Origin of the sequence: Micromonospora sp. DT231, assembly GCF_049847025.1 — a bacterium.
In the GTDB taxonomy this organism is placed as follows: Bacteria; Actinomycetota; Actinomycetes; order Mycobacteriales; family Micromonosporaceae; genus Micromonospora.
This window is the reverse complement of record NZ_JBNCNO010000002.1, coordinates 303,653-321,466: the sequence shown is the minus strand read 5'-3', so window position 1 is coordinate 321,466 and position 17,814 is coordinate 303,653. Positions and strand designations below refer to the sequence as shown.

At 69.9% G+C, this 17,814-nt stretch carries 18 protein-coding genes, 1 tRNA gene, 1 pseudogene and 1 riboswitch; of the genes and pseudogenes, 9 read left to right on the top strand and 11 right to left on the bottom strand.

From position 1 onward, the window contains the following. Window positions 1-3: 3 nt before the first annotated feature. Window positions 4-807, bottom strand: coding sequence for a hypothetical protein (locus ACPXBU_RS06305; protein WP_425757077.1), 804 nt, complete (start codon window positions 805-807; stop codon window positions 4-6). Next, window positions 804-1,391 carry an RNA polymerase sigma factor gene (locus ACPXBU_RS06300; protein WP_425757075.1) on the bottom strand — a complete coding sequence of 196 codons (588 nt, stop codon included), beginning with the start codon at window positions 1,389-1,391 and terminating at the stop codon, window positions 804-806. Before ACPXBU_RS06300 ends, ACPXBU_RS06305 begins: the two co-directional genes overlap by 4 nt. Window positions 1,392-1,527: 136 nt before the next feature. Between ACPXBU_RS06300 and ACPXBU_RS06295 the strand changes: the two are divergent. Further along, window positions 1,528-1,741 (top strand): annotated as a pseudogene (locus ACPXBU_RS06295) (ATP-binding cassette domain-containing protein); the annotation flags it as partial. Between the two features lie 5 nt (window positions 1,742-1,746). On the opposite strand, the gene ACPXBU_RS06290 reads toward ACPXBU_RS06295, so the two are convergent. Next, the gene (locus ACPXBU_RS06290; RefSeq protein ID WP_425757073.1) at window positions 1,747-2,133 is read right to left on the bottom strand and encodes a winged helix-turn-helix transcriptional regulator; all 387 of its coding nucleotides are present in this window, start codon (window positions 2,131-2,133) and stop codon (window positions 1,747-1,749) included. A gap of 102 nt (window positions 2,134-2,235) precedes the next feature. On the opposite strand from ACPXBU_RS06290, the gene ACPXBU_RS06285 reads away from it, so the two are divergent. From ACPXBU_RS06285 to ACPXBU_RS06275, 3 genes are read left to right on the top strand one after another with little or no spacing between them, the layout of a single operon-like run. Further along, entirely contained in the window at window positions 2,236-2,859 is a 624-nt protein-coding gene (locus tag ACPXBU_RS06285) for an NAD(P)-dependent oxidoreductase (RefSeq protein ID WP_393365219.1), read from the top strand. After that, on the top strand, window positions 2,859-3,281 hold the full coding sequence (locus ACPXBU_RS06280) for a nitroreductase family deazaflavin-dependent oxidoreductase (RefSeq protein WP_425757070.1): 423 nt from the start codon (window positions 2,859-2,861) through the stop codon (window positions 3,279-3,281). Before ACPXBU_RS06285 ends, ACPXBU_RS06280 begins: the two co-directional genes overlap by 1 nt. A gap of 36 nt (window positions 3,282-3,317) precedes the next feature. Beyond that, the gene (locus ACPXBU_RS06275; protein WP_425757068.1) at window positions 3,318-4,367 is read left to right on the top strand and encodes an LD-carboxypeptidase; all 1,050 of its coding nucleotides are present in this window, start codon (window positions 3,318-3,320) and stop codon (window positions 4,365-4,367) included. Window positions 4,368-4,379: 12 nt separating this feature from the next. Here the strand turns inward: ACPXBU_RS06275 and ACPXBU_RS06270 are convergent, their stop codons facing one another. Beyond that, complete coding sequence (locus ACPXBU_RS06270) at window positions 4,380-4,928, bottom strand: hypothetical protein (protein WP_425757066.1); 549 nt, start codon at window positions 4,926-4,928, stop codon at window positions 4,380-4,382. A 617-nt stretch (window positions 4,929-5,545) separates the two neighbouring features. On the opposite strand from ACPXBU_RS06270, the gene ACPXBU_RS06265 reads away from it, so the two are divergent. Further along, window positions 5,546-6,040 carry an NUDIX domain-containing protein gene (locus tag ACPXBU_RS06265; RefSeq protein ID WP_425757064.1) on the top strand — a complete coding sequence of 165 codons (495 nt, stop codon included), beginning with the start codon at window positions 5,546-5,548 and terminating at the stop codon, window positions 6,038-6,040. A gap of 3 nt (window positions 6,041-6,043) precedes the next feature. Then, window positions 6,044-7,012: a hypothetical protein gene (locus ACPXBU_RS06260; RefSeq protein WP_425757062.1), complete on the top strand. Its 969-nt coding sequence runs from the start codon at window positions 6,044-6,046 to the stop codon at window positions 7,010-7,012. Window positions 7,013-7,162: 150 nt separating this feature from the next. Here the strand turns inward: ACPXBU_RS06260 and ACPXBU_RS06255 are convergent, their stop codons facing one another. Next, window positions 7,163-7,549, bottom strand: a complete 387-nt coding sequence (locus tag ACPXBU_RS06255; RefSeq protein WP_425757060.1) for a hypothetical protein — start codon at window positions 7,547-7,549, stop codon at window positions 7,163-7,165. A gap of 214 nt (window positions 7,550-7,763) precedes the next feature. Between ACPXBU_RS06255 and ACPXBU_RS06250 the strand changes: the two genes are divergently transcribed. Beyond that, the gene (locus tag ACPXBU_RS06250) at window positions 7,764-8,579 is read left to right on the top strand and encodes a cellulose binding domain-containing protein (protein ID WP_425757058.1); all 816 of its coding nucleotides are present in this window, start codon (window positions 7,764-7,766) and stop codon (window positions 8,577-8,579) included. 360 nt (window positions 8,580-8,939) lie between these two features. Here ACPXBU_RS06250 and ACPXBU_RS06245 read toward each other — a convergent pair. Together ACPXBU_RS06245 and ACPXBU_RS06240 are read right to left on the bottom strand one after the other, a co-directional pair. Further along, window positions 8,940-9,013 (bottom strand) — tRNA-Gly (locus ACPXBU_RS06245). Window positions 9,014-9,522: 509 nt separating this feature from the next. Continuing rightward, on the bottom strand, window positions 9,523-10,083 hold the full coding sequence (locus tag ACPXBU_RS06240; RefSeq protein WP_425757056.1) for a pyridoxamine 5'-phosphate oxidase family protein: 561 nt from the start codon (window positions 10,081-10,083) through the stop codon (window positions 9,523-9,525). A gap of 99 nt (window positions 10,084-10,182) precedes the next feature. On the opposite strand from ACPXBU_RS06240, the gene dcd reads away from it, so the two are divergent. Then, window positions 10,183-10,761, top strand: a complete 579-nt coding sequence (dcd, locus tag ACPXBU_RS06235) for a dCTP deaminase (protein ID WP_285792496.1) — start codon at window positions 10,183-10,185, stop codon at window positions 10,759-10,761. A gap of 62 nt (window positions 10,762-10,823) precedes the next feature. On the opposite strand, the gene ACPXBU_RS06230 is transcribed toward dcd, so the two are convergent. Continuing rightward, window positions 10,824-11,810, bottom strand: a complete 987-nt coding sequence (locus ACPXBU_RS06230; RefSeq protein WP_425757054.1) for an NlpC/P60 family protein — start codon at window positions 11,808-11,810, stop codon at window positions 10,824-10,826. Between the two features lie 67 nt (window positions 11,811-11,877). Further along, a riboswitch (cyclic di-AMP (ydaO/yuaA leader) is annotated at window positions 11,878-12,013 on the bottom strand. 235 nt (window positions 12,014-12,248) lie between these two features. On the opposite strand from ACPXBU_RS06230, the gene ACPXBU_RS06225 reads away from it, so the two are divergent. Next, window positions 12,249-14,225 (top strand): N-acetylmuramoyl-L-alanine amidase, encoded by a 1,977-nt coding sequence (locus ACPXBU_RS06225; protein WP_425757052.1) that lies wholly within the window; start codon window positions 12,249-12,251, stop codon window positions 14,223-14,225. A gap of 55 nt (window positions 14,226-14,280) precedes the next feature. On the opposite strand, the gene ACPXBU_RS06220 is transcribed toward ACPXBU_RS06225, so the two are convergent. The 3 genes from ACPXBU_RS06220 to ACPXBU_RS06210 all read right to left on the bottom strand — a co-directional run bounded on the left by ACPXBU_RS06220 (window position 14,281) and on the right by ACPXBU_RS06210 (window position 17,775). Beyond that, complete coding sequence (locus ACPXBU_RS06220; protein WP_425757050.1) at window positions 14,281-15,291, bottom strand: NlpC/P60 family protein; 1,011 nt, start codon at window positions 15,289-15,291, stop codon at window positions 14,281-14,283. Window positions 15,292-15,458: 167 nt separating this feature from the next. Then, window positions 15,459-16,460, bottom strand: a complete 1,002-nt coding sequence (locus ACPXBU_RS06215; RefSeq protein WP_393323968.1) for a hemolysin family protein — start codon at window positions 16,458-16,460, stop codon at window positions 15,459-15,461. Then, window positions 16,453-17,775 (bottom strand): hemolysin family protein, encoded by a 1,323-nt coding sequence (locus ACPXBU_RS06210; RefSeq protein ID WP_425757048.1) that lies wholly within the window; start codon window positions 17,773-17,775, stop codon window positions 16,453-16,455. Before ACPXBU_RS06210 ends, ACPXBU_RS06215 begins: the two co-directional genes overlap by 8 nt. Window positions 17,776-17,814: the final 39 nt, after the last annotated feature.

The window sequence follows — 17,814 nt, the reverse complement described above, 5'->3', positions numbered from 1 at the left end:
TGCCTATCGTCCCCAGGGCTCGGCGGGTCGGCAGTCGCCTCCCGGCTCGCCGTAGACGATGGTGCCGGAGGAGTCCACGTAGCAGTTGTCGAACTCGTCCGAGGGACGAAACAGCAGGCGGCGGTCGATCTCGGCCCCGGTGGTGTCATAGCTGACCAATTCGGCGTCCTTGGTGACGCTGGCACCCTCGGAGAGCAGGCCGAACACCCCGTTGACCATCCGCGCAGTGGTCGTGTGCCCGTCTCCGTGTTCGAGCACCAGCCGGTGCACGCGAGCGCTGACCCGGCCGGTCACGGCAACGTCACCGCCGTCGAGATCGGTCGACGTAAGGAGGAGCCGCTGGATCGGGCCGGGCAACCACTTACGTTGCGGCCAGACACGTTCACCGCTGGTACCCCCACTGGGCTCCCCATGTGGTGGTCTCGAGACATCACAGGTGAAGTACCCGGTTTCCGTCATGAACAGTGCCAGGACACGGTGATCCTGCTCGGCAGCCACCGCCAGATCGTCCATCGACACCGGAAGCCGTTCGTGCTGCGCGTTCCACTTCAGGCACTGCTTCATCGCCTGGTGCAGCGTCGGTGACAGTTCACCTGAACCCATCGCCAGGTGCCCTGCCTCCCCGTCGTTCGGCACCATCGCCACGCCGGCCACCACCGCCGCGGCCGTCGCCACGGTGGCGATGCCGAGTCGTACGGCCCCGCGGCGCCGAGGCCGGCGGATCGACGTCATCAGGTCCGCACGCATTCGTGCCGCACTGGCGGGCGGCAGTTCACGCTCGGCAGGCGTGTCGAGAATGTCCTTCATCGCTCTTCCTCCTGCTTGTTGCCGTCGGTAACCATCCGTGCCAGCCGAGCCCGTGCGCGGCTCACGCGCGAACGCAGCGCGCCTTCGCTGATGCCGAGGACCGTCGCCGCCTCGGCGTAGGGCACCCCGGACCACAGACACAGGGCCACCGCCTCCCGCTCCGCGCGAGGTAGTCGGCGGACCACCGCCAAGATCTTCGTCATCTGCCGTTCGTCATCGAGCCGCGCGACGATGTCGCCGGCCGGGTCCGTGTCCGCCTCCCGCTCCGGTGGCAACCTCCGCAGGGCTGCCCACCACCGCCGGGCCGAGCGCCACTCGGTGCGGGTCGTATTGGTGGCGACCACCAGCAGCCACGGCAACACCAACCCGTCCACCAGGGCCGCCGCTTCGCCGCGCCTACGCCACGCGACCAGGAAGGTCGACTGCGTGACGTCCTCGGCGAGCGTCCAGGAGCCGGTAAGCCGGAACACGTGGTTGTAGACCGCACCGGCATACCTGTCGAAAAGCCGGGCGAAGGCGACCTCGTCACCGGCCGCGATCGTCGACCACAGGTCTTGGTCAGACGGTTGTATCTGGCTCGTCACACCTGACTATTGCCGGCCGGGACGAATCTGTTGCAGTCCCGCGCGAAGTCGACGCGGAACGAGGTGGGACACCGTGTCAGTGGCCGTGTCACCGTCGCGTCAGAGCGGTGACAGACCGGCCGCCGATGGTAGGCGCATGACGAGTTCAGCGATTGCGGTCTCCGGGCTGCGAAAGGCGTACAAGGACAGGGTCGTGCTCGACGGCATCGACCTGGATGTCCCCGCGGGCACGATCTTCTCCCTGCTCGGCCCGAACGGGGCGGGCAAGACGACGACGGTGAACGTGCTGACCACATTGGTGAGGGCCGACGGTGGGACCGTGCGGATCGCCGGACACGATGCCTGCCACGCCGAGTCAACCAGCGCGGTTGGGCCGGGTGGTGTTGTCGTACGACTCGCGGGCGTCGAGCAACTGGTCCCAGTGCCTCTCGGTCCAGGCGCAGGCAACCGCGATCGGTTCGAGCATGCTGCGCCCCACCGGCGTCAGCTCGTACTCCACGTGCGGGGTGACCTCGGTGAAGACGGTGCGCTTGATCAGCCCGTCCCGTTCGAGGGAGCGCAGCGACTGGGTGAGCACCTTAGGGGTGACGCGGCGAAGCGGCACGCGCAGCTCCGAGAACCGGCGAGGCCCCTGCTCAAGACAGCGGATGATGAGCGCCGCCCACTTGTCGCCGAATCGGATCGGATTGAGCGAGGACGGGCACAGCTCGTCGAACATGTCGGCGGGCAGAGATTGCCTCATCGCCAAACAATAACCGGTATCCCGGTGGTAACCACGACCCTCGATAGCGTCGGCGAACCGGCCGGGCGCACGGGCTCCGGCCTCTGCGGAGAGGCGTAACTCATGAAGATCGTGGTCTTCGGCGCGGGCGGCCGGGCCGGTCGGCGGACCGTCGCCGAGGCGCGTCGGCGCGGCCATCAGGTCACCGCCGTGGTGCGCGACCCCGCAGGCCACCGTGACCTGACCGATGTGCAGCTGGTGGCCGGCGACGTCACCGACGCCGTGAGCATCGCGCAGGCGGCGGCCGGGCACGACGCCGCCATCAGCGCCGCCGTGGACCTGTCGGCAGCACCGCACGACTTCTTCACCGCATCGTCCCGCGCCCTGGCCACCAGCCTGGCGGAAGCCGGCGTACGTCGGCTGGTGGTGGTCGGGCTCGCCTCGATCATGCCCGGGGCGTCCGGCGCCGCCCTGATGGACGAGCCCGGCTACCCGAACGAGTACCGGTCCTTCTACCTGGGCCACGCTGCGGGTCTCGCGGAGCTTCGAAACTCCGACCTCGACTGGGCCTACCTGGCCCCCGCCGGCGACTTCGACCACGACGGCACGCGTACCGGCCACTACCGTTTTGCCGAACACGGCGACCCAGCCAGCCGGATCAGCTACCCGGACTTCGCGATCGCACTGCTCGACGAGATCGAGGCGCCCCGCCACCACCGTGCCGCCGCGAGTGTCCGGGAGGTGTGATGCCCGAGGTCCACGACAGCCCACATTCCTGGGTCGCGGAGCACATCCGCCGGTTCGAGGAGACCGGCGGCCGGCCCCGGCCCGGCGTGAACGACCTGCTCCTGACGACCCGAGGCCGCAAGACCGGCGAACTGCGCCGCACCGCACTCGTCTACGAACGCGACAACGACCGCTACGTGCTTGCCGCCTCCAACCGTGGCGCAGACCACCATCCCGCGTGGTACCTCAACCTGCTCGCCGATCCGTACGTCACGGTGCAGGTGGGTACGGAGACCTTCGGCGCGTACGCGCGCACCGCCACGGCCGCGGAGCGCCCGCATCTGTGGCGCCTGATGGTGTCGGCCAGGTCGGAGTACGCCGCCTACCAACAACGGATCACGCGGGAGATCCCCGTGGTTCTCCTGGAACCCGTCTCGAAATGAGATGCGTACGGACCGGCGGCCCGGTTGGATCTCGGCATGACGCATGAGCTTGTTCGTCCTCGTAAGGCCCGACCCGGGGACAAGATCGCGATTCTCTCGCCATCCTTCGCCGCGGCCGGCGCCTTCCCCGAGATTCACGAGCAGGCCATGCGACGGCTCGCCGACCTGACCGGCCTCGTCCCGGTCGAATACCCGACCACCCGCCAGGTCGGTGCGACAGCGGCGGCGCGGGCGGCGGACATCAACGCCGCCTTCGCAGATCCCCAGGTACGCGGCATCCTCGCCGTCCTCGGCGGCGACGACCAGATCACCGTCGTCCCGCATCTGGACGCGGATCTCGCCCGAGCCGACCCGAAGCCCTTCCTCGGCACCAGCGACAACACGAACCTGCACCACTGGCTCTGGGGTCTCGGCGTCGCCAGCTTCTACGGCGGCTCCTCCCAGGTGCACCTCGGCCCCGGACCGGCCGTGGACGACATCCACATCCGGTCGCTGCGAGCGGCGTTACTCACCGGGGAGCGGCTGGAGATCACCGACCCGGGCGAGTCCGAGGACATCGGGATCGACTGGGCCGATCCGCGGGCGTTGACGTCCTTCGGGGAACGCGAACCGACGGAACCGTGGAGTTGGTACGGGCCGCGCCGCGCGGTCACCGGCCCCACCTGGGGCGGGTGCCTGGAAGTCATCCAGTGGATCCTGACGGCGGGACGCTTCCCCTTTGCTCCGGAGGTGCTGCGGGGCGGGGTGCTCGTCATCGAGACGTCGGAGGAACTCCTCCCCGCACGAGACGTCGGCTTCATCGTCCGCTCCCTCGGTGAACGCGGCATCCTCAGCGCCGTCGACGCCGTCCTGGTCGCCCGTCCGCCGACCTCCGACCAGACGCGCCGACCCGCCGCCGAGGATCGGGCACGGCTACGCGAGCAGCAGCGCGACACGGTCGTCGACGTGGTGACCCGCTACAACCCGGAGGCAGTCGTCTGCGTCGGCATCCCGTTCGGCCACACCCGACCGCAGTGGATCCTTCCCCACGGCGGCCCGGTCACCGTCGACGGCGTGGAACGCCGGGTGTTCGCCGACTATCGATAGCGGCGGTTGCCCCTAGCTGTCGGTGCCGGGCCCCGCGTCGAGCGCGGCACGGACGCGTGTCCGCAACTGGGTCACGACCGCCAGGAGGAGCAGCAGCACCGCGCCCCCGGCACCGACGAGGACCGCGTACGGCGCGACGACGTCGAGCACCTTGACCCAGGTCGGTGTCCCGCTGTCGTGGACGATGCCCAGTTGCTTCGGGTCGCTGCCGTCGTTCGGCGGGCCCGACACCCCGACAGCGCCGAAGGCGGCCAGCACCCCGCAGACCCACCCGATGGTCCCCGGCCACCTCGATCCGGCGACGCCGACCCGCCGCGCCCCGATCCACAGGATCGGCACCAGCACCGCTGTCAGGGCCAACCCCAGATAGGACAAGGATTTTTCGATGACGCCGGCGAGCGACCCGCTCATGCTGTTGCCATAGTTGAACAGCTCGGTGAAGTGGAGTAGATCCCAGACGGTCACGGCGGCACGGAGCAGCAGCCCGACGGTGAGCACCGCGATGGGGAGCGGCATCCAGGCGACGTGCTGTCGATGTCGGGGCAGCGCGGTGCCGGTCACGACGACCAATCTATAAGGCAGTCGTACGTAGCTGGCGCTGCCGCCGACTCGATGCGTAGCTTCCAGCTACTCCTGATCTGAGCGCTGGTGCCGGAGCAGCAGCACGGCTGAGGCCAGGTGGCCAACGGCAAGACACCTCCCAGGAGGAAACCCTGCTTGGGTGTCTTCGTTGTCTGCCACCACGGGTTACCGGCCGTTCCCACATCTGCGATCCTGCCATCGTCGAATGCGAATGAGCCAGGTCGAGAACGGGCAGTCAAAACCTCGAGTGAGGGTGGCAATCTAGAGCCAGCGGACGAGAGCACGCTCGATGTGTCCTCGTTGCCGCATTCGTCTGATCCACAGGGCGCCACCGAGTGCCAGGACCAAGCCCGCCCACTTCGGTGCACCTGCCTTCCACACGAGCCCCCCGACGAGGACGGCGGCCAGGAGCAGAACCCACTCCACCCTGCCGGGAGTTACCCACCTGGCGAACCCTGCGCGAGTCATGAGCACACCGAAACACAAACGCGGTCTTCTCACCTCGAACGTTCCGGCGAGGGCGAACACCGGAGGGACGACGTAACGTCTTCGACGCCGCTTCTCCGCACCGCATGGCTCACCGATTGGACGGCCAGATGAGGATTCCGCCGATCGCGTTCAGGCTGCTCCATCGCCTGCGCGGGCTCTACTGGCGGATCGCCAAGCCGACCACCCACGGCGTGCAAGCGCTGATCATCCACCCGGTCGACGCCGACCGAGTCCTCCTCGTTCAACACAGCTACGGTGACCAATCCCTGTGGCGCCTGCCCGGAGGCGGATACAAGCCAGCCCGAGAAACCCCTGAACAGGCGGCCAGGCGTGAGTGCGTCGAGGAACTGGGCGTCACGTTGGACTCGTCCGCTCTCGTGCTCGAGGAGCACGTGACGACCAGCGGGGGCAAAAAAGGGTACCTGACGGTCGTACGCCTGCACGCGCTCTCCGACGAGATCGCCCCGAACGGCGAGATCTCCCAGGCCCGGTGGGTAGCCGTCGACCTTACGGACCTACCCCACGACTCGGCGGTCTCCAAGCGGGTGGGTTCGGCCCTGGAAACGCATCTGGGCCGGCCCCCCAGATCCGGTTTCCGGTGACCGATGATGCTCGTGATGACGACACCGCGAGGCGAACGCGATCAGGCCAGCCTTCGGCGGCGGCTGGAGGTGTTGAAGCTGCCGGTTGTGCCACTGGGACGCCATGGATTTCTGACACGCTCGGACCGCGTGGATATGAAGCGCGAGCCGGAGGCGGTCGGCGTCGGGCCCGATGGCACGGCGTTCGCCGTCTGGTCACACCGGTTGGACTCCCGCCGCAAGCAGGTGACCTGGCATCTCGGTGGCAGGGGGATCCGGATCGTCGGTGCCATCGAGGTGGAGACCGACCTTCGCGTGTCGTTCGTGCAACCGCTGCCGGAGGGGCGTGTCCTGCTGGCGGCGGCCCGCACCGGGCGTGACGCGCTCAACGGTGAAGTGTGGACCCGCGACGGCGATCTGGAGTGCCGAGGCCATCTCGGTGATGCCATCAAGGAACTCCAGACAACGCCGTCCGGCAAGGTATGGGCCGGATATTTCGATGAGGGAGCGTTGGGCGGGAGCGGGCCGGAGGGACACGGCCTTGCCCGGTTCAACCAGGATCTGACCGTCGACTGGCTCTACCCGCACGATGCCGGGCTCCCGTACATCTCCGACTGCTACACGCTCAACCTGCACGGCGAAACCGCGCACTTCTGCCCCTACACGGATTTCCATGTCCAGTCGGCGTCAGGTGACACGGTCACCGATTGGGGGGCGTCTCCCTATCAGTCCGCGCACGGCATGCTGGTCAGCGGCGCAGACCGAGCTCTTCTGACGGGCTGGGGCTCCGAGTACGACGTCGTGACGCTGCTGCGCATCAGCCGAGAGGGCTTGCACCGCATCGGCGGGCAATGCCGCCTCGTGCTACCCGACGGCATCGAAGCACAGCGTCTCCGCTACACCTGCCGGAGCGGCGACCTGCACGCCTTCGCCCGGGGCACCTGGTACCGCACCACCATGGACGAGCTACAGGCTGTCGCGTTCCACTCGTAGCGGAGGCGGACAGCCGAGCTGTTGTCAGCGAGTCAATCACGTCGAAACTGATCGTCGGCTGACGAAGGGGCTTCCCTGCGTTCGTCCTGTACGTGGATCTCCTGTCTGGACCGGTGGGCACCAGGGTTGCCCGGCAGAACACTGTCCGGCCTAACGGCACGCCTCCGCGGGCTCCTCAGCGGTGGGCCGTACTCGCTCCCACTGCGGGTCGTAGCAGACCAGACCGTGAGCGGCTGCCATCCGAGCAGCCTCGGTCGAGACTTCCTCGCACACGCTGTACCGCATCGTGAAGTAGACGAACGGGCCAGACGCTTCATCCATCAGCGGACCAGCGGACCACGGGCTGGCATCGTCCTTGTCGTCGGAGGACAGGTCTACCCACCGCTCCAACAGGGCGAGGACGTAGGCCCGGATGCGTGGGGTCGGGGGTAGTTGCTCGCCCTCCGCGTACGTGGCATAGAGCCGGTCGTAGACCTCACCCGCAGCGGCGTCGTCAGCCGGCTGCTCACCTTCCCAGACCGCCAAGTCGTAACTCATGGCGGCAGTCTGCCCGCGGGGCCCGACAACCCACGCGGTTGAAGCGCCAACCCGTCCTGGCCGAGGGGGCCGGTCGGGAGATCACGGCGGTCTCCGGCGGCGAGCCGGTGCGTCGCATGGTGGAGACGACCGCCGATCCATTCAATTGACAGGCATTGATTGGTACGGTCAACTGGCGACGCCCGTAGCCCACGGCTCACCCAGGAGGACCCTCTTGCGTACGCTCCTGACCCTCGCCGCGGCCGCCGTCTGCGCCGCCGGTGCACTGGCTGTCCCCGCGGCGGCGGCGCAGGCCGATCCGGCCGGCACCGCCCCAGCCGGCGCGACCGTCCCGGCCGACACCTGCGCCGGTACCGTCCAGATCCAGTCGCTCACCTTCGACCCGCCGCGGGTGGTTCCGGGCCAGGTCGTCAGGGCCACGGCCGTCGGGCAGAACTGCACAGCCCAACAGCAACAGGTCGGCACGGCGATCTACGGCCGGTTCGTCGGCTCCACCCCCGGCATCCCCACCGGCTGCCCGGCCCTCCCCTCGCTGCCGGGCTGGGCGGTCACCGTCGATCCGGGCGCGACCTTCAGCTGGAGAGAGGGTTACTGGGTGTCCGCCGACTGTACGGCCACCGGCCTGGAGGTCACGGTCCTGCTAGAGGACACCGCCACCGGCACCCGGCTCACCCAGACCGCCACGGTGCCGATCGACCCGCCGCCGGCGGCGCCCTGCACCGTGAGCTACCGCACCGGGAGCGAGTGGCCGGGAGGCTTCACCGCCCAGATCACCATCAAGAACACCAGCACCGTGCCGGTCGACGGTTGGGCGCTCAGCTTCACCTTCCCCGGTGACCAGCACATCGTCCAGTCCTGGTCCGCCACCGCCCAGCAGAGCGGTGCCACCGTCACGGCCCGGAACGCCAGCTACAACCCCCAGGTGGCGCCGGGCGCCTCGGTGGTCTTCGGCGTCCTGGGCACCTGGCAGGCCAGCGACGCCGTGCCGATTGCCTTCACGCTCAACAACGTCAGCTGCGCCGCCGGGTAGCCCGCCTACCGGACCCGGCAACACGCTCGCGTCGCGGGCGCCCGGCGCCAGCCTGCGAGACATCATGGCCGGATGGGCCACGACAGTCCCCGCGCGGCGCTGATCTATCAGTACGCCAATCGGGAGGCCGACCAGGGTCTATCAGCACGCCAATCGGGAGGCCGGCCAGGTCATCGCCGGCGCGATCGACAAGGCCGTCAGGGCGGCCTGACGCAAGCCGAGCAAGCGTCGGACACGACCGGTCGCCGAGGACTAAGGGACGGGCGCCGAGGCGGGCTAATGGCACAGCGCCCTGTTTCAGCTATCTGGAACGGAGGAAGCCCTGGCGGGACCATTGGTCCTGACCAGGGCTTCCGCGTGTGGAGCGGGTGACGGGAATCGAACCCGCACTGTCAGCTTGGGAAGCTGATGTTCTGCCATTGAACTACACCCGCAAGCGGCACCACTGTACCCGAGTCGCCGTGCCCGTGCATGCACGCACCCCGACCCGCGGCTTGCCCGCGTGCCGCTCTGCCCGCTCCGCCCGCTCCGCCTGCTCCGCCCGCTCCGCCCGCTCCGCCCGCTCCGCCTGGTTCGGCCAGGGTTCGGCCCGGCTTGATCCACTCGGGTTCCTGAAAGTCGGGGTGTCCGAGCGGCCGGGACACCGCGATTTCATGAAAAGCGAGTCGATCATGCGGGGCGACGCTCCCAGGCCGGCGCGCGGGGGCGCCCCCAGGCCGGCGCGGGGCGGCGCGGGGCGGCGCGGGGGCGGCGCGGGGGCGGCGCGGGGGCGGCGCGGGGGCAGCGCGGGGGCGGCGCGGGGGCAGCGCGGGGGCAGCGCGGGGGCAGCGCGGGGGCAGCGCGGGGGCAGCGCGGGGGCAGCGCGGGGGCAGCGCCGGGCGTACGGCCGAATGCCGGCTCCCTTACGACGGAGCCGGCACCGACTGTCTCTGGGCCGTGGTGGTCAGGCGGCTGTGCACTGGACGTCACGGCTGCGGCGGGTCGGGCGGGTCTGCGGCACGGCGAGCGGCGCGGCAGCCACCGCCGAGGGGGCCCGCGGGTCGAGCCAGACCCGGACGGCCGGCCGGGCCGGGGCGAGGCCCGGGATGCCCGCGATGTGCTGCTCGCGGCGAGTCAACATCGCCACGTCGACGGTGAACTCGAACAGTTGCCAGTCGACCTGTGGCTCCGCGCGGGCGCCCTGCGCCAACCGGGCGATGCGCACCGGATCGGTCACCGGGCGGGCACGCCCCGCCACGTACGCCTCGTCGTCGCTCTCCTCCGGGGGGAACGAGTGCAGCGCGTAGCGGCCGTCGCGTTCGAGGTCACGGCGCTTCGGGGAGTCGATGATGAAGCAGAACAGACCCTCGTCGGTGATGACCGGGGAGACCGGATGGACCCGGGGCCCGCCGTCGGCACGGACCGTGGCCAGGTAGCCGAAGCCCGGCCCGTACTGCTGGAGGAGAACGCGGATCCCGTCGGCGAGTCGGGGCTCGTCGGCGGCGAATTCGGACCAGGAAGCCATGCGAGCATTCTATCGAACAAATGTACGAGTAGCGACCTCGACGCGCTGGTCACCGGCACCGAATCCGGTGGGTTTTCGGGCCGCCGCTATGGTGGTCCGATGCTGCTCTCCGACCGCGACCTGGTCTCCGAGATCAAGGCCGGCACGCTGGGCCTGGAGCCGTTCGAGCCCACCCTGGTCCAACCCTCAAGCATCGACGTGCGGCTGGACCGGCTGTTCCGGGTCTTCAACAACCACCTTTACACACACATCGACCCGGCGATGCAGCAGGACGACCTGACGTCGGCGGTCGAGGTGCCCGACGGGGAGCCGTTCGTGCTGCACCCCGGGGAGTTCGTGCTCGCCTCGACGCTCGAGGTCATCTCGCTCGGTGACCAACTCGCCGGCCGGCTGGAGGGCAAGAGTTCACTGGGGCGGCTCGGGCTGCTCACGCACTCCACCGCCGGCTTCATCGACCCCGGCTTCTCCGGGCACGTCACGCTCGAACTCTCGAACGTGGCGAACCTGCCCATCACCCTCTGGCCGGGCATGAAGATCGGGCAGCTCTGCATCTTCCGGCTCTCCTCGCCAGCCGAGCACCCGTACGGCTCGGCGGTCTACGGCTCGCGATACCAGGGGCAGCGGGGGCCGACGCCGAGCCGCGCCTGGCAGCACTGGCGCACCTGGCCCACCCGCTGAACCGCTGACGACGAGGGCCCGCCGCGACGAATCGCGACGGGCCCTTCGATCAGCACGATCGATCAGCCTGGACGGCCGTAGCTGTGGACCTGACCGTCGTCGGCCCTCTTCATCTTGACCGGTTCGCCGGCCTGCGAGGCGTGCACCACCCAGCCGCCACCGACGTACATCCCGACGTGGTGGATGTCGCTGTAGTAGAAGACCAGGTCGCCAGGTCGCAGGTCGGCCTTGCTGACGTTCTTGGTGACGCGGCTCTGGGCTGCGGCGTTGTGCGGCAGTGACACCCCGGCCTTCGCCCAGGCGGCGAGCATGAGTCCGGAGCAGTCGTACGAGTTCGGACCCTCGGCACCCCAGACGTAGGGCTTGCCGATCTGCGCGCAGGCGAACTTGACCGCGGTGCCGGCGGCGCCACCGGGATAGCTGCCGGGGCAGGGCGCGGGGCGCAACGGACCGCCGCCACCGCTGCCGTACACCTTGAGGCGCAGCTTCTGCAGCTTGTCGATCTCCTCGTTGATCTGCTTCTTCTTCGCCGCCAGCTGGGCCTCGGTACGGGTCAGCTGGGCCACCATCTCGTCGAGCGGCGCCTTCTGCCCGGCCAACTCGTCGCGCAGGTCGGCCACCTCGCGGACGTCCTGCTGCTGGTTGTGCGCGAAGCGGTCGAGCAGTTCGAGCTGACCGACCACCTCACTGGGTGACCGGCTGCCCAGCACCGCGTTGACGGTCAGCACGTTCTCACCCTTGTACGCGCGCACGGCCAGGGCACTGACCTTGTCCATCGCGGCGTCGACCTGGCGCTCCAGCGGGGCGATCCGGGCGGCCAGCGCCTGGGCCTGCTTGCGCTTGGCGGCGAGGTCGGTCCGGGTGGCGTTGTGCTGTTCGATGATCGGTTCGAGTTTGTTCCAGTCGGCGTCGATCTGGCGCTCGATCTCGGCGACGGACGGGTCGGCGTGGGCCGCCGTAGCGCTGCCGGTCAGGACGACGGCGACGCCGGCCAGTGCGGCGAGCGCGGTGGTGAAGCGGGACCAGCGTGGGCGCGGCGCAATCGACATCGGGCCGGCTGTTGCCGACCGCTCGGACGACGGCCGCGGGGCATGGAGTGCCACCGGGGTTCCGTACTCCTTCTTCCTGACCGCCTACCGGGTTAGCTGACGGGTTCGGGCGGGAAGTCGGCGCCCTACCGCAGTGGCTGCGGATTCACCCCGGGGGACATGGGTCCCCGGTTCGTTCGGAAACGACTCGGCGGTGTCGGTCCGTTACCGCCCGGGCTGGACGGAGCTGCTATCGGGCCGACGAATGACCAGAGTAGAGACGCTTGTTACCGCTCCGCAACCCGTGCGGCCGTGACACTCCGTACCGATCGGAGAGGATCACCGACCCGTACGTGAAGATTTATTTCCTGGCAGGTCGACACATGGAAAGGTATTGACGCGGACTCCCGGCCGGCGCGAGGGTGGCGTCATCCACACCCGCGAAATCTAGGGGGTTCGATGCACCATCCAACCCTGCTGCCCGGCCGGCGTGCGCTGCTCGCCGTCGCCGTGCTCGCCGCCGCGACCGCGGTCGGAGCACCCGCCCACGCCGCCGCACCCACCGTCGACCGCCAGCAGCGGTACGCCGCCGCGGCCGCCGAGTACGGCGTACCGACCGACGTGCTGCTCGGCGTCTCCTACCTGGAGTCCCGCTGGGACAGCAACGCCGGCACACCCAGCACCAGCGGCGGCTACGGCCCCATGCACCTGACCGACGCCCGACACGTGACCGCTCTGCCCGTGCGTGGTCACCACGACACCGGCGCCGAGGACCCGCGCGGCGACGACTCCCGTACCGCGCTGGCACCCGTACCCCGGACGGCCCAGGACCCGGCGCCACCCGCCGCCGCGTCGCAGACCGTGGATGCCGCCGCCGCGCTGACCGGCGCGACTCCCGACGCGCTGCGCACCGACGCCGACGTCAACATCCGGGGCGGGGCCGCACTCCTGGCCTCGTACCAGCGGGAGTTGGGCGCCCCGGTCGGTGCCGGCACCGACCCGGCCACCTGGTACGGCGCGGTGGCCCGCTACGCCGGCGCGGACAGCGCGGACGCCGCGGCGGCCTTCGCCGACGAGGTCTTCACCACCATCGGCGCCGGCGCGTCGCGGGTGACCGACGTCGGCGAGCGGATCACGCTGCCGGCCCGCGCGATCCGCCCGCAGCGCTCCTGGCTGGACCGGCTGGGTCTGCGCCGGCTCGACCGCCCGGACGGCCTGGAATGCCCCCGCACCATCTCCTGCGAGTGGATCCCGGCGCCCTACGCGGCGTTCGGCGACGGTGACTACGGCAACCACGACCTGTCCGACCGTCCCGACCGGCAGAAGATCGAGTACATCGTCATCCACGACACCGAGGGGAGCTGGGCCACCACCCTGCGGCTCGTGCAGGATCCGACGTACGTGAGCTGGCACTACACGCTGCGCTCGGTGGACGGGCACGTCGCCCAGCACGTCCGCACCAAGGATGTCGCCTGGCACGCCGGCAACTGGTACGTCAACGCCAAGGCGGTGGGGCTGGAGCACGAGGGCTACGCGGCGCAGGGCACCTGGTACACCGAGGCGATGTACCGGACCTCGGCGAAGCTGGTGCGGCACCTCGCGCTGCGGCTGGGCGTCCCGCTGGACCGCCAGCACATCATCGGCCACGACAACGTGCCCGGCACCGTCGCCGCGAACGTCCGTGGGATGCACTGGGACACCGGCCCGTACTGGGACTGGACCCACTACTTCGAACTGCTGCACGCGCCCCGGCTGGACACCGGCACCCCGTCCACCGGTCTGGTCCGGATCGACCCGGACTTCGCCACCAACCAGCCGGCGTTCGTCGGCTGCGTCACCGTCGGCGTCCCGTGCGCGCCACGCGGCTCCTCGGCGGTGGTGCTTCGCTCCGCGCCGGCCGCGGACGCGCCACTTGTGAACGACATCGCGCTCCGCCCCGACGGCACCCCGAACACCATGGAGGTGTCGGATCACGGCGCCCGCGCCTCCGCCGGTCAGACGTACGCGCTGGCCGGCCGGCAGGGCGACTGGACGGCAATCTGGTACCTCGGGCAACGGGCCTGGTTCCACAACCCGGCGTCCAGGCCCACCGCCAGTTGGACCGTCGGTGTGGTGGCCACCCCGAAGCCCGGCCGGGCCACCATTCCGGTGTACGGGCGGGCCTACCCGGAACAGGCGGCCTATCCGGCCGGCGTGCCCTACCAGACGATCTCGCCACTGCAGTACACCCTGGCCGCCGGGCAGCGGTACGCCGTCGGCGCGGTGCTGCCGGGCGAGTACTACCGGGCCAGCACCGTCGACGGCTCCTCGCCCGGCGACTGGACGGTGATCCGGGGCAAGAACCGGTACGCGCAGATCCAGTTCGGCCACCGCATCATGTATGTCGACCTGGCCGACGTACTGCTCCTGCCGTCCCCGGTGGGCGCACCCCGCTGACAACGACGACGGCCCCCGGTCGGTGACCGGGGGCCGTCGTGTCGAACGGTGTGGATCAGGGTCTGCGGAACCCGGCGACGGGCATGGTGTTGATGCTGGACACCTGCACCGGTTTACCGGCACGTGGTGCGTGCACCATCTGGTTGTTACCCAGATACAGCCCGACATGACTCAGGCCGGAGTAGAAGAAGACCAGGTCACCGGCACGGGCCTCGGCTCGCGCCACGGCCTTGCCCTCGTTCCACTGGTCTCCGGTGTGGTGGGTCAGGGAGATCCCGGCCGACTTGTAGGCGTACTGGGTCAGCCCCGAGCAGTCGAACGAGTTCGGGCCGACGGCGCCCCAGACGTACGGATCGCCGACCTGTTGGCAGGCGGTCTTGATCGCCTTCTGGGCGGCCACTGAAACCACACCGTTGATGGTCGGGCAGCCGGCGGTCTTGACCGTGGTCTTCGGCATCGACGCCTCAAGCTGCTTGATCTCGGCGTCGATCTGCTTCTTCTTGGCCGCCAGCTCGTTCTGCTGCTTGGTCTGGGTGACGATCAGGGCGTCCAGCTTCTGCTTCTCGCCGTCGTACTTGTCCCGCACGGCGAGGACGCCCTCGACCTCCTTGCGCTCCTGCGCGGCCAGGCGGTCGAGAATGGTGAGCTGCTCGGTGAGCGTGTCCGGCTTGGCGCTGACCAACAGCGCGCCAATGTCGTGCGACGGGCCCGAGATGTAGTAGCGCGAGGCGAGATCGCCGACCCGGTTGAGCGCCAACTCGCTCTGCAACGCCAACGGCTCGATCTTCTTCTGCAGGTTCACCGACTTCTGCCGATTGACCTTCAGCTGCGCCCTGACCTTGTTGTACTGCTCGATAGTGGGCTCCAACTGCTCCCACTTCTTGTCGATCTGCGCCTCGATCTCGTCGACCGTCGGCGCGGCGTGCGCCGGGGCGGTGAGCAGGCCCGCGCCGACCACCGCGGCGGCGACCAGGACGAGCAGACGGCGACCAGCCCGGCGCAGACCACCCGGCCGAGCAGACGCAGACAGGTCGTGACGATGAGGGGGCATGGTTGCCACCGGCACCGACTCCTTTGCAACCGACCGCCGGGCGCCTCGCGTGAGGGAAGGGCCGAGGCAGACGACCCACAGCGGTCGGTGCCCCACATTAGGGAAGCGCGGGGCGGTAATCAAGGCGAACGGGATAACCGTCACTGTCGTGCAACCGCTTGCACACCAAGGGTATTGGCGGATCAACCAACGATAGCCGTCAATACATCATCAAGAGTGACCACACCGAGCGGGCGCCGGCCGTCGCTCACCAGCACCATGTGCCGCCGTTCGCGGCGCATGGCCAGCAGCAGGTCCGCCAGCGTACGCTCCGGCGGCACCACCGCCAGCGGCCGGTAGACCTGGGCCGGCACCGGCGACCGACGACCCTGCCCGGCGTACCCCAGCACGTCCTTGACGTGCACGAACCCGAGCACCCGACGGGTCGACCGCTGCACCACCGGGAACCGGGACCGTCCGGTCCGGGTCGCCAACACCTCCAGCGATGCCGGTGAGACGTCCTCGGCCACCGTCACCACCGTCGACCACGGCTGCAGGGCGTCCGCCGCCGTGCGGCTGTGCAGGGCCAGGGCACCGGTGATCCGGACATGCTGCTCCTCGTCGAGCAACCCCTCGGTGCGCGCCTGCGAGACGAGCCCGGCCAACTCCTCGGCGGTGAACACCGTCTTGACCGCCTCGGACGCCTCGATCCGCCAGATCGCGAGCACCCGGCGCGCCGCCCACTTCATGGCCAGCAGCAGCGGCTTGGTGGCCACACAGAACGCCAGCATCGCCGGGCCGAGCCAGAGTGCGGAGACCTCCGGCCCGGCGAGCGTGATGTTCTTCGGCACCATCTCCCCGACGACCGTGTGCAGGAAGACCACCACGCCCAGGGCCAACACGAAGGCCACCGGGTGCACCGCCCGCTCGGGCAGGCCGGCCGCGTGGAACGGCGGCTCCAGCAGGTGCGCCAACGCCGGCTCGGCGATCGCGCCCAGGCCCAACGAGCAGACCGTGATGCCGAGCTGCGCGCCAGCGATCATCAGCGGGATCTGGTTCATCGCCGACAACGCCCACCGGGCGCGTTTCGACCCGGCGGCCAGCGGCTCGATCACCGTCCGGCGGGACGCGATGAGCGCGAACTCACTGCCCACGAAGAACCCGTTGCCGAGCAGCAGCAGGACGGTCACCAGCAGCTCAGTCATCGTCGTCCGGTTCCGCCGGGCGTAACACCCGGACCTGCTCGATCCGGTGCCGCTCCACCTCGACCACCGTGAACTCCCAGCCGTCCGCCTCGACCGTCTCGCCGGCCAGCGGGATGTGCCCGAGCTGGGCCATCAGGAAGCCGGCCAACGTCTCGTAGGGCCCCTCGGGCAGCCGGAAGCCGGTCTGCTCGGCCACCTCGTCGGAGCGGAGCACCCCGTCGACGAGCACGGTGCGCTCACCGCCCGGCACGGTCAACTCGACCGGGTCGGCGTCGTCCACACTCGCCGGGTCGAACTCGTCGGCGATCTCCCCGACCAGCTCCTCGACGAGGTCCTCGATCGTCACCACGCCGTCCGTGCCGCCGTACTCGTCGACCACGATGGCCAGGTCGGCGCCGGCCGCCTTCAACGCGGCCAGCACGCCGTCCAGGTTGAGGCTTTCCGGCACGTACACCGGCTCGCGGGCCACCGAGCCGACAATCGTCGACGCCCGGTCGGCGAGCGGCACGCCCAGCGCGTCGGGCACCCCGGCCACGCCCGTCACCAGGTCCAGGGTCTCCTCGTACACCGGGAACCGGGTCCGCCCGGTCTGCCGGGACTGCTCAAGCAGCTCGGCAACGGTGGCCGTGGCGCGCAGCGCGACCACGTCCACCCGGGGGGTCATCGCCTCGGCGGCCCGCTTGTCGCCGAAGCGGATGGTCCGACGCAGCAGCATCGCGGTGTCGGTCGGCAGTGCGCCGGCCCGAGCCGAGATGGCCGCCAACAGACCCAGCTCCTCCGGCGAGCGGGCACTGGCCAGCTCCTCCTGCGGCTCGACACCGAGCGCCCGGACCAGCCGGTTCGCGGAGCCGTTCAACCCCCGGATCAGCCAGCCGAACGTGCGGGAGAAGGTGTGCATCGGACCGGCCGTGGCCAGCGCCGCCGGCATGGGCCGGGCCAGCGCCGCGTTCTTCGGCACCAACTCACCGAAGAGCATGGAGAGCAGCGTGGCCAGGGCCAACGCCAGGAACGGGGTGAACCGCTCGGTGCCCTCCCCGGCCACCGGCCGCAGCAGCGGGGTGAAGAGCCGCGCCAGGGCCGGCTCGGCAAGGTAGCCGGTGAGCAGAGCGGTGATGGTGATGCCGAGCTGCGCTCCGGAGAGCTGGAAGGAGAGGTCGCGCAGCGCCGCGCGTACCGTCAGGGCGGCCTGGTCGCCGGCGGCGGCCCGCCTGTCGATCTCCGCACGGTCGACCGTGACCAGGGCGAACTCGGCCGCCACGAAGAACGCGTTGCCCGCGGTCAGCGCAGCGAACCCGACCAGGGGCAACAGCGTCATCAAGAGCAGGCCGTCGATGTCGCCTCACCTCGGCGAGAT

Excerpts from the sequence above, each read along its gene's own strand:
- ACPXBU_RS06240 (WP_425757056.1), bottom strand. The coding sequence starts at position 10,083 with ATGGCTTCCTGGTCCGAATTCGCCGCCGACGAGCCCCGACTCGCCGAC.
- ACPXBU_RS06285 (WP_393365219.1), top strand. The coding sequence starts at position 2,236 with ATGAAGATCGTGGTCTTCGGCGCGGGCGGCCGGGCCGGTCGGCGGACC.
- ACPXBU_RS06230 (WP_425757054.1), bottom strand. The coding sequence starts at position 11,810 with ATGTCGATTGCGCCGCGCCCACGCTGGTCCCGCTTCACCACCGCGCTC.
- ACPXBU_RS06280 (WP_425757070.1), top strand. The coding sequence starts at position 2,859 with ATGCCCGAGGTCCACGACAGCCCACATTCCTGGGTCGCGGAGCACATC.
- ACPXBU_RS06290 (WP_425757073.1), bottom strand. The coding sequence starts at position 2,133 with ATGAGGCAATCTCTGCCCGCCGACATGTTCGACGAGCTGTGCCCGTCC.
- ACPXBU_RS06305 (WP_425757077.1), bottom strand. The coding sequence starts at position 807 with ATGAAGGACATTCTCGACACGCCTGCCGAGCGTGAACTGCCGCCCGCC.
- ACPXBU_RS06225 (WP_425757052.1), top strand. The coding sequence starts at position 12,249 with ATGCACCATCCAACCCTGCTGCCCGGCCGGCGTGCGCTGCTCGCCGTC.
- ACPXBU_RS06210 (WP_425757048.1), bottom strand. The coding sequence starts at position 17,775 with ATGACGCTGTTGCCCCTGGTCGGGTTCGCTGCGCTGACCGCGGGCAAC.
- ACPXBU_RS06260 (WP_425757062.1), top strand. The coding sequence starts at position 6,044 with ATGATGCTCGTGATGACGACACCGCGAGGCGAACGCGATCAGGCCAGC.
- ACPXBU_RS06255 (WP_425757060.1), bottom strand. The coding sequence starts at position 7,549 with ATGAGTTACGACTTGGCGGTCTGGGAAGGTGAGCAGCCGGCTGACGAC.
- ACPXBU_RS06275 (WP_425757068.1), top strand. The coding sequence starts at position 3,318 with ATGACGCATGAGCTTGTTCGTCCTCGTAAGGCCCGACCCGGGGACAAG.
- ACPXBU_RS06215 (WP_393323968.1), bottom strand. The coding sequence starts at position 16,460 with ATGACTGAGCTGCTGGTGACCGTCCTGCTGCTGCTCGGCAACGGGTTC.
- ACPXBU_RS06265 (WP_425757064.1), top strand. The coding sequence starts at position 5,546 with ATGAGGATTCCGCCGATCGCGTTCAGGCTGCTCCATCGCCTGCGCGGG.
- dcd (WP_285792496.1), top strand. The coding sequence starts at position 10,183 with ATGCTGCTCTCCGACCGCGACCTGGTCTCCGAGATCAAGGCCGGCACG.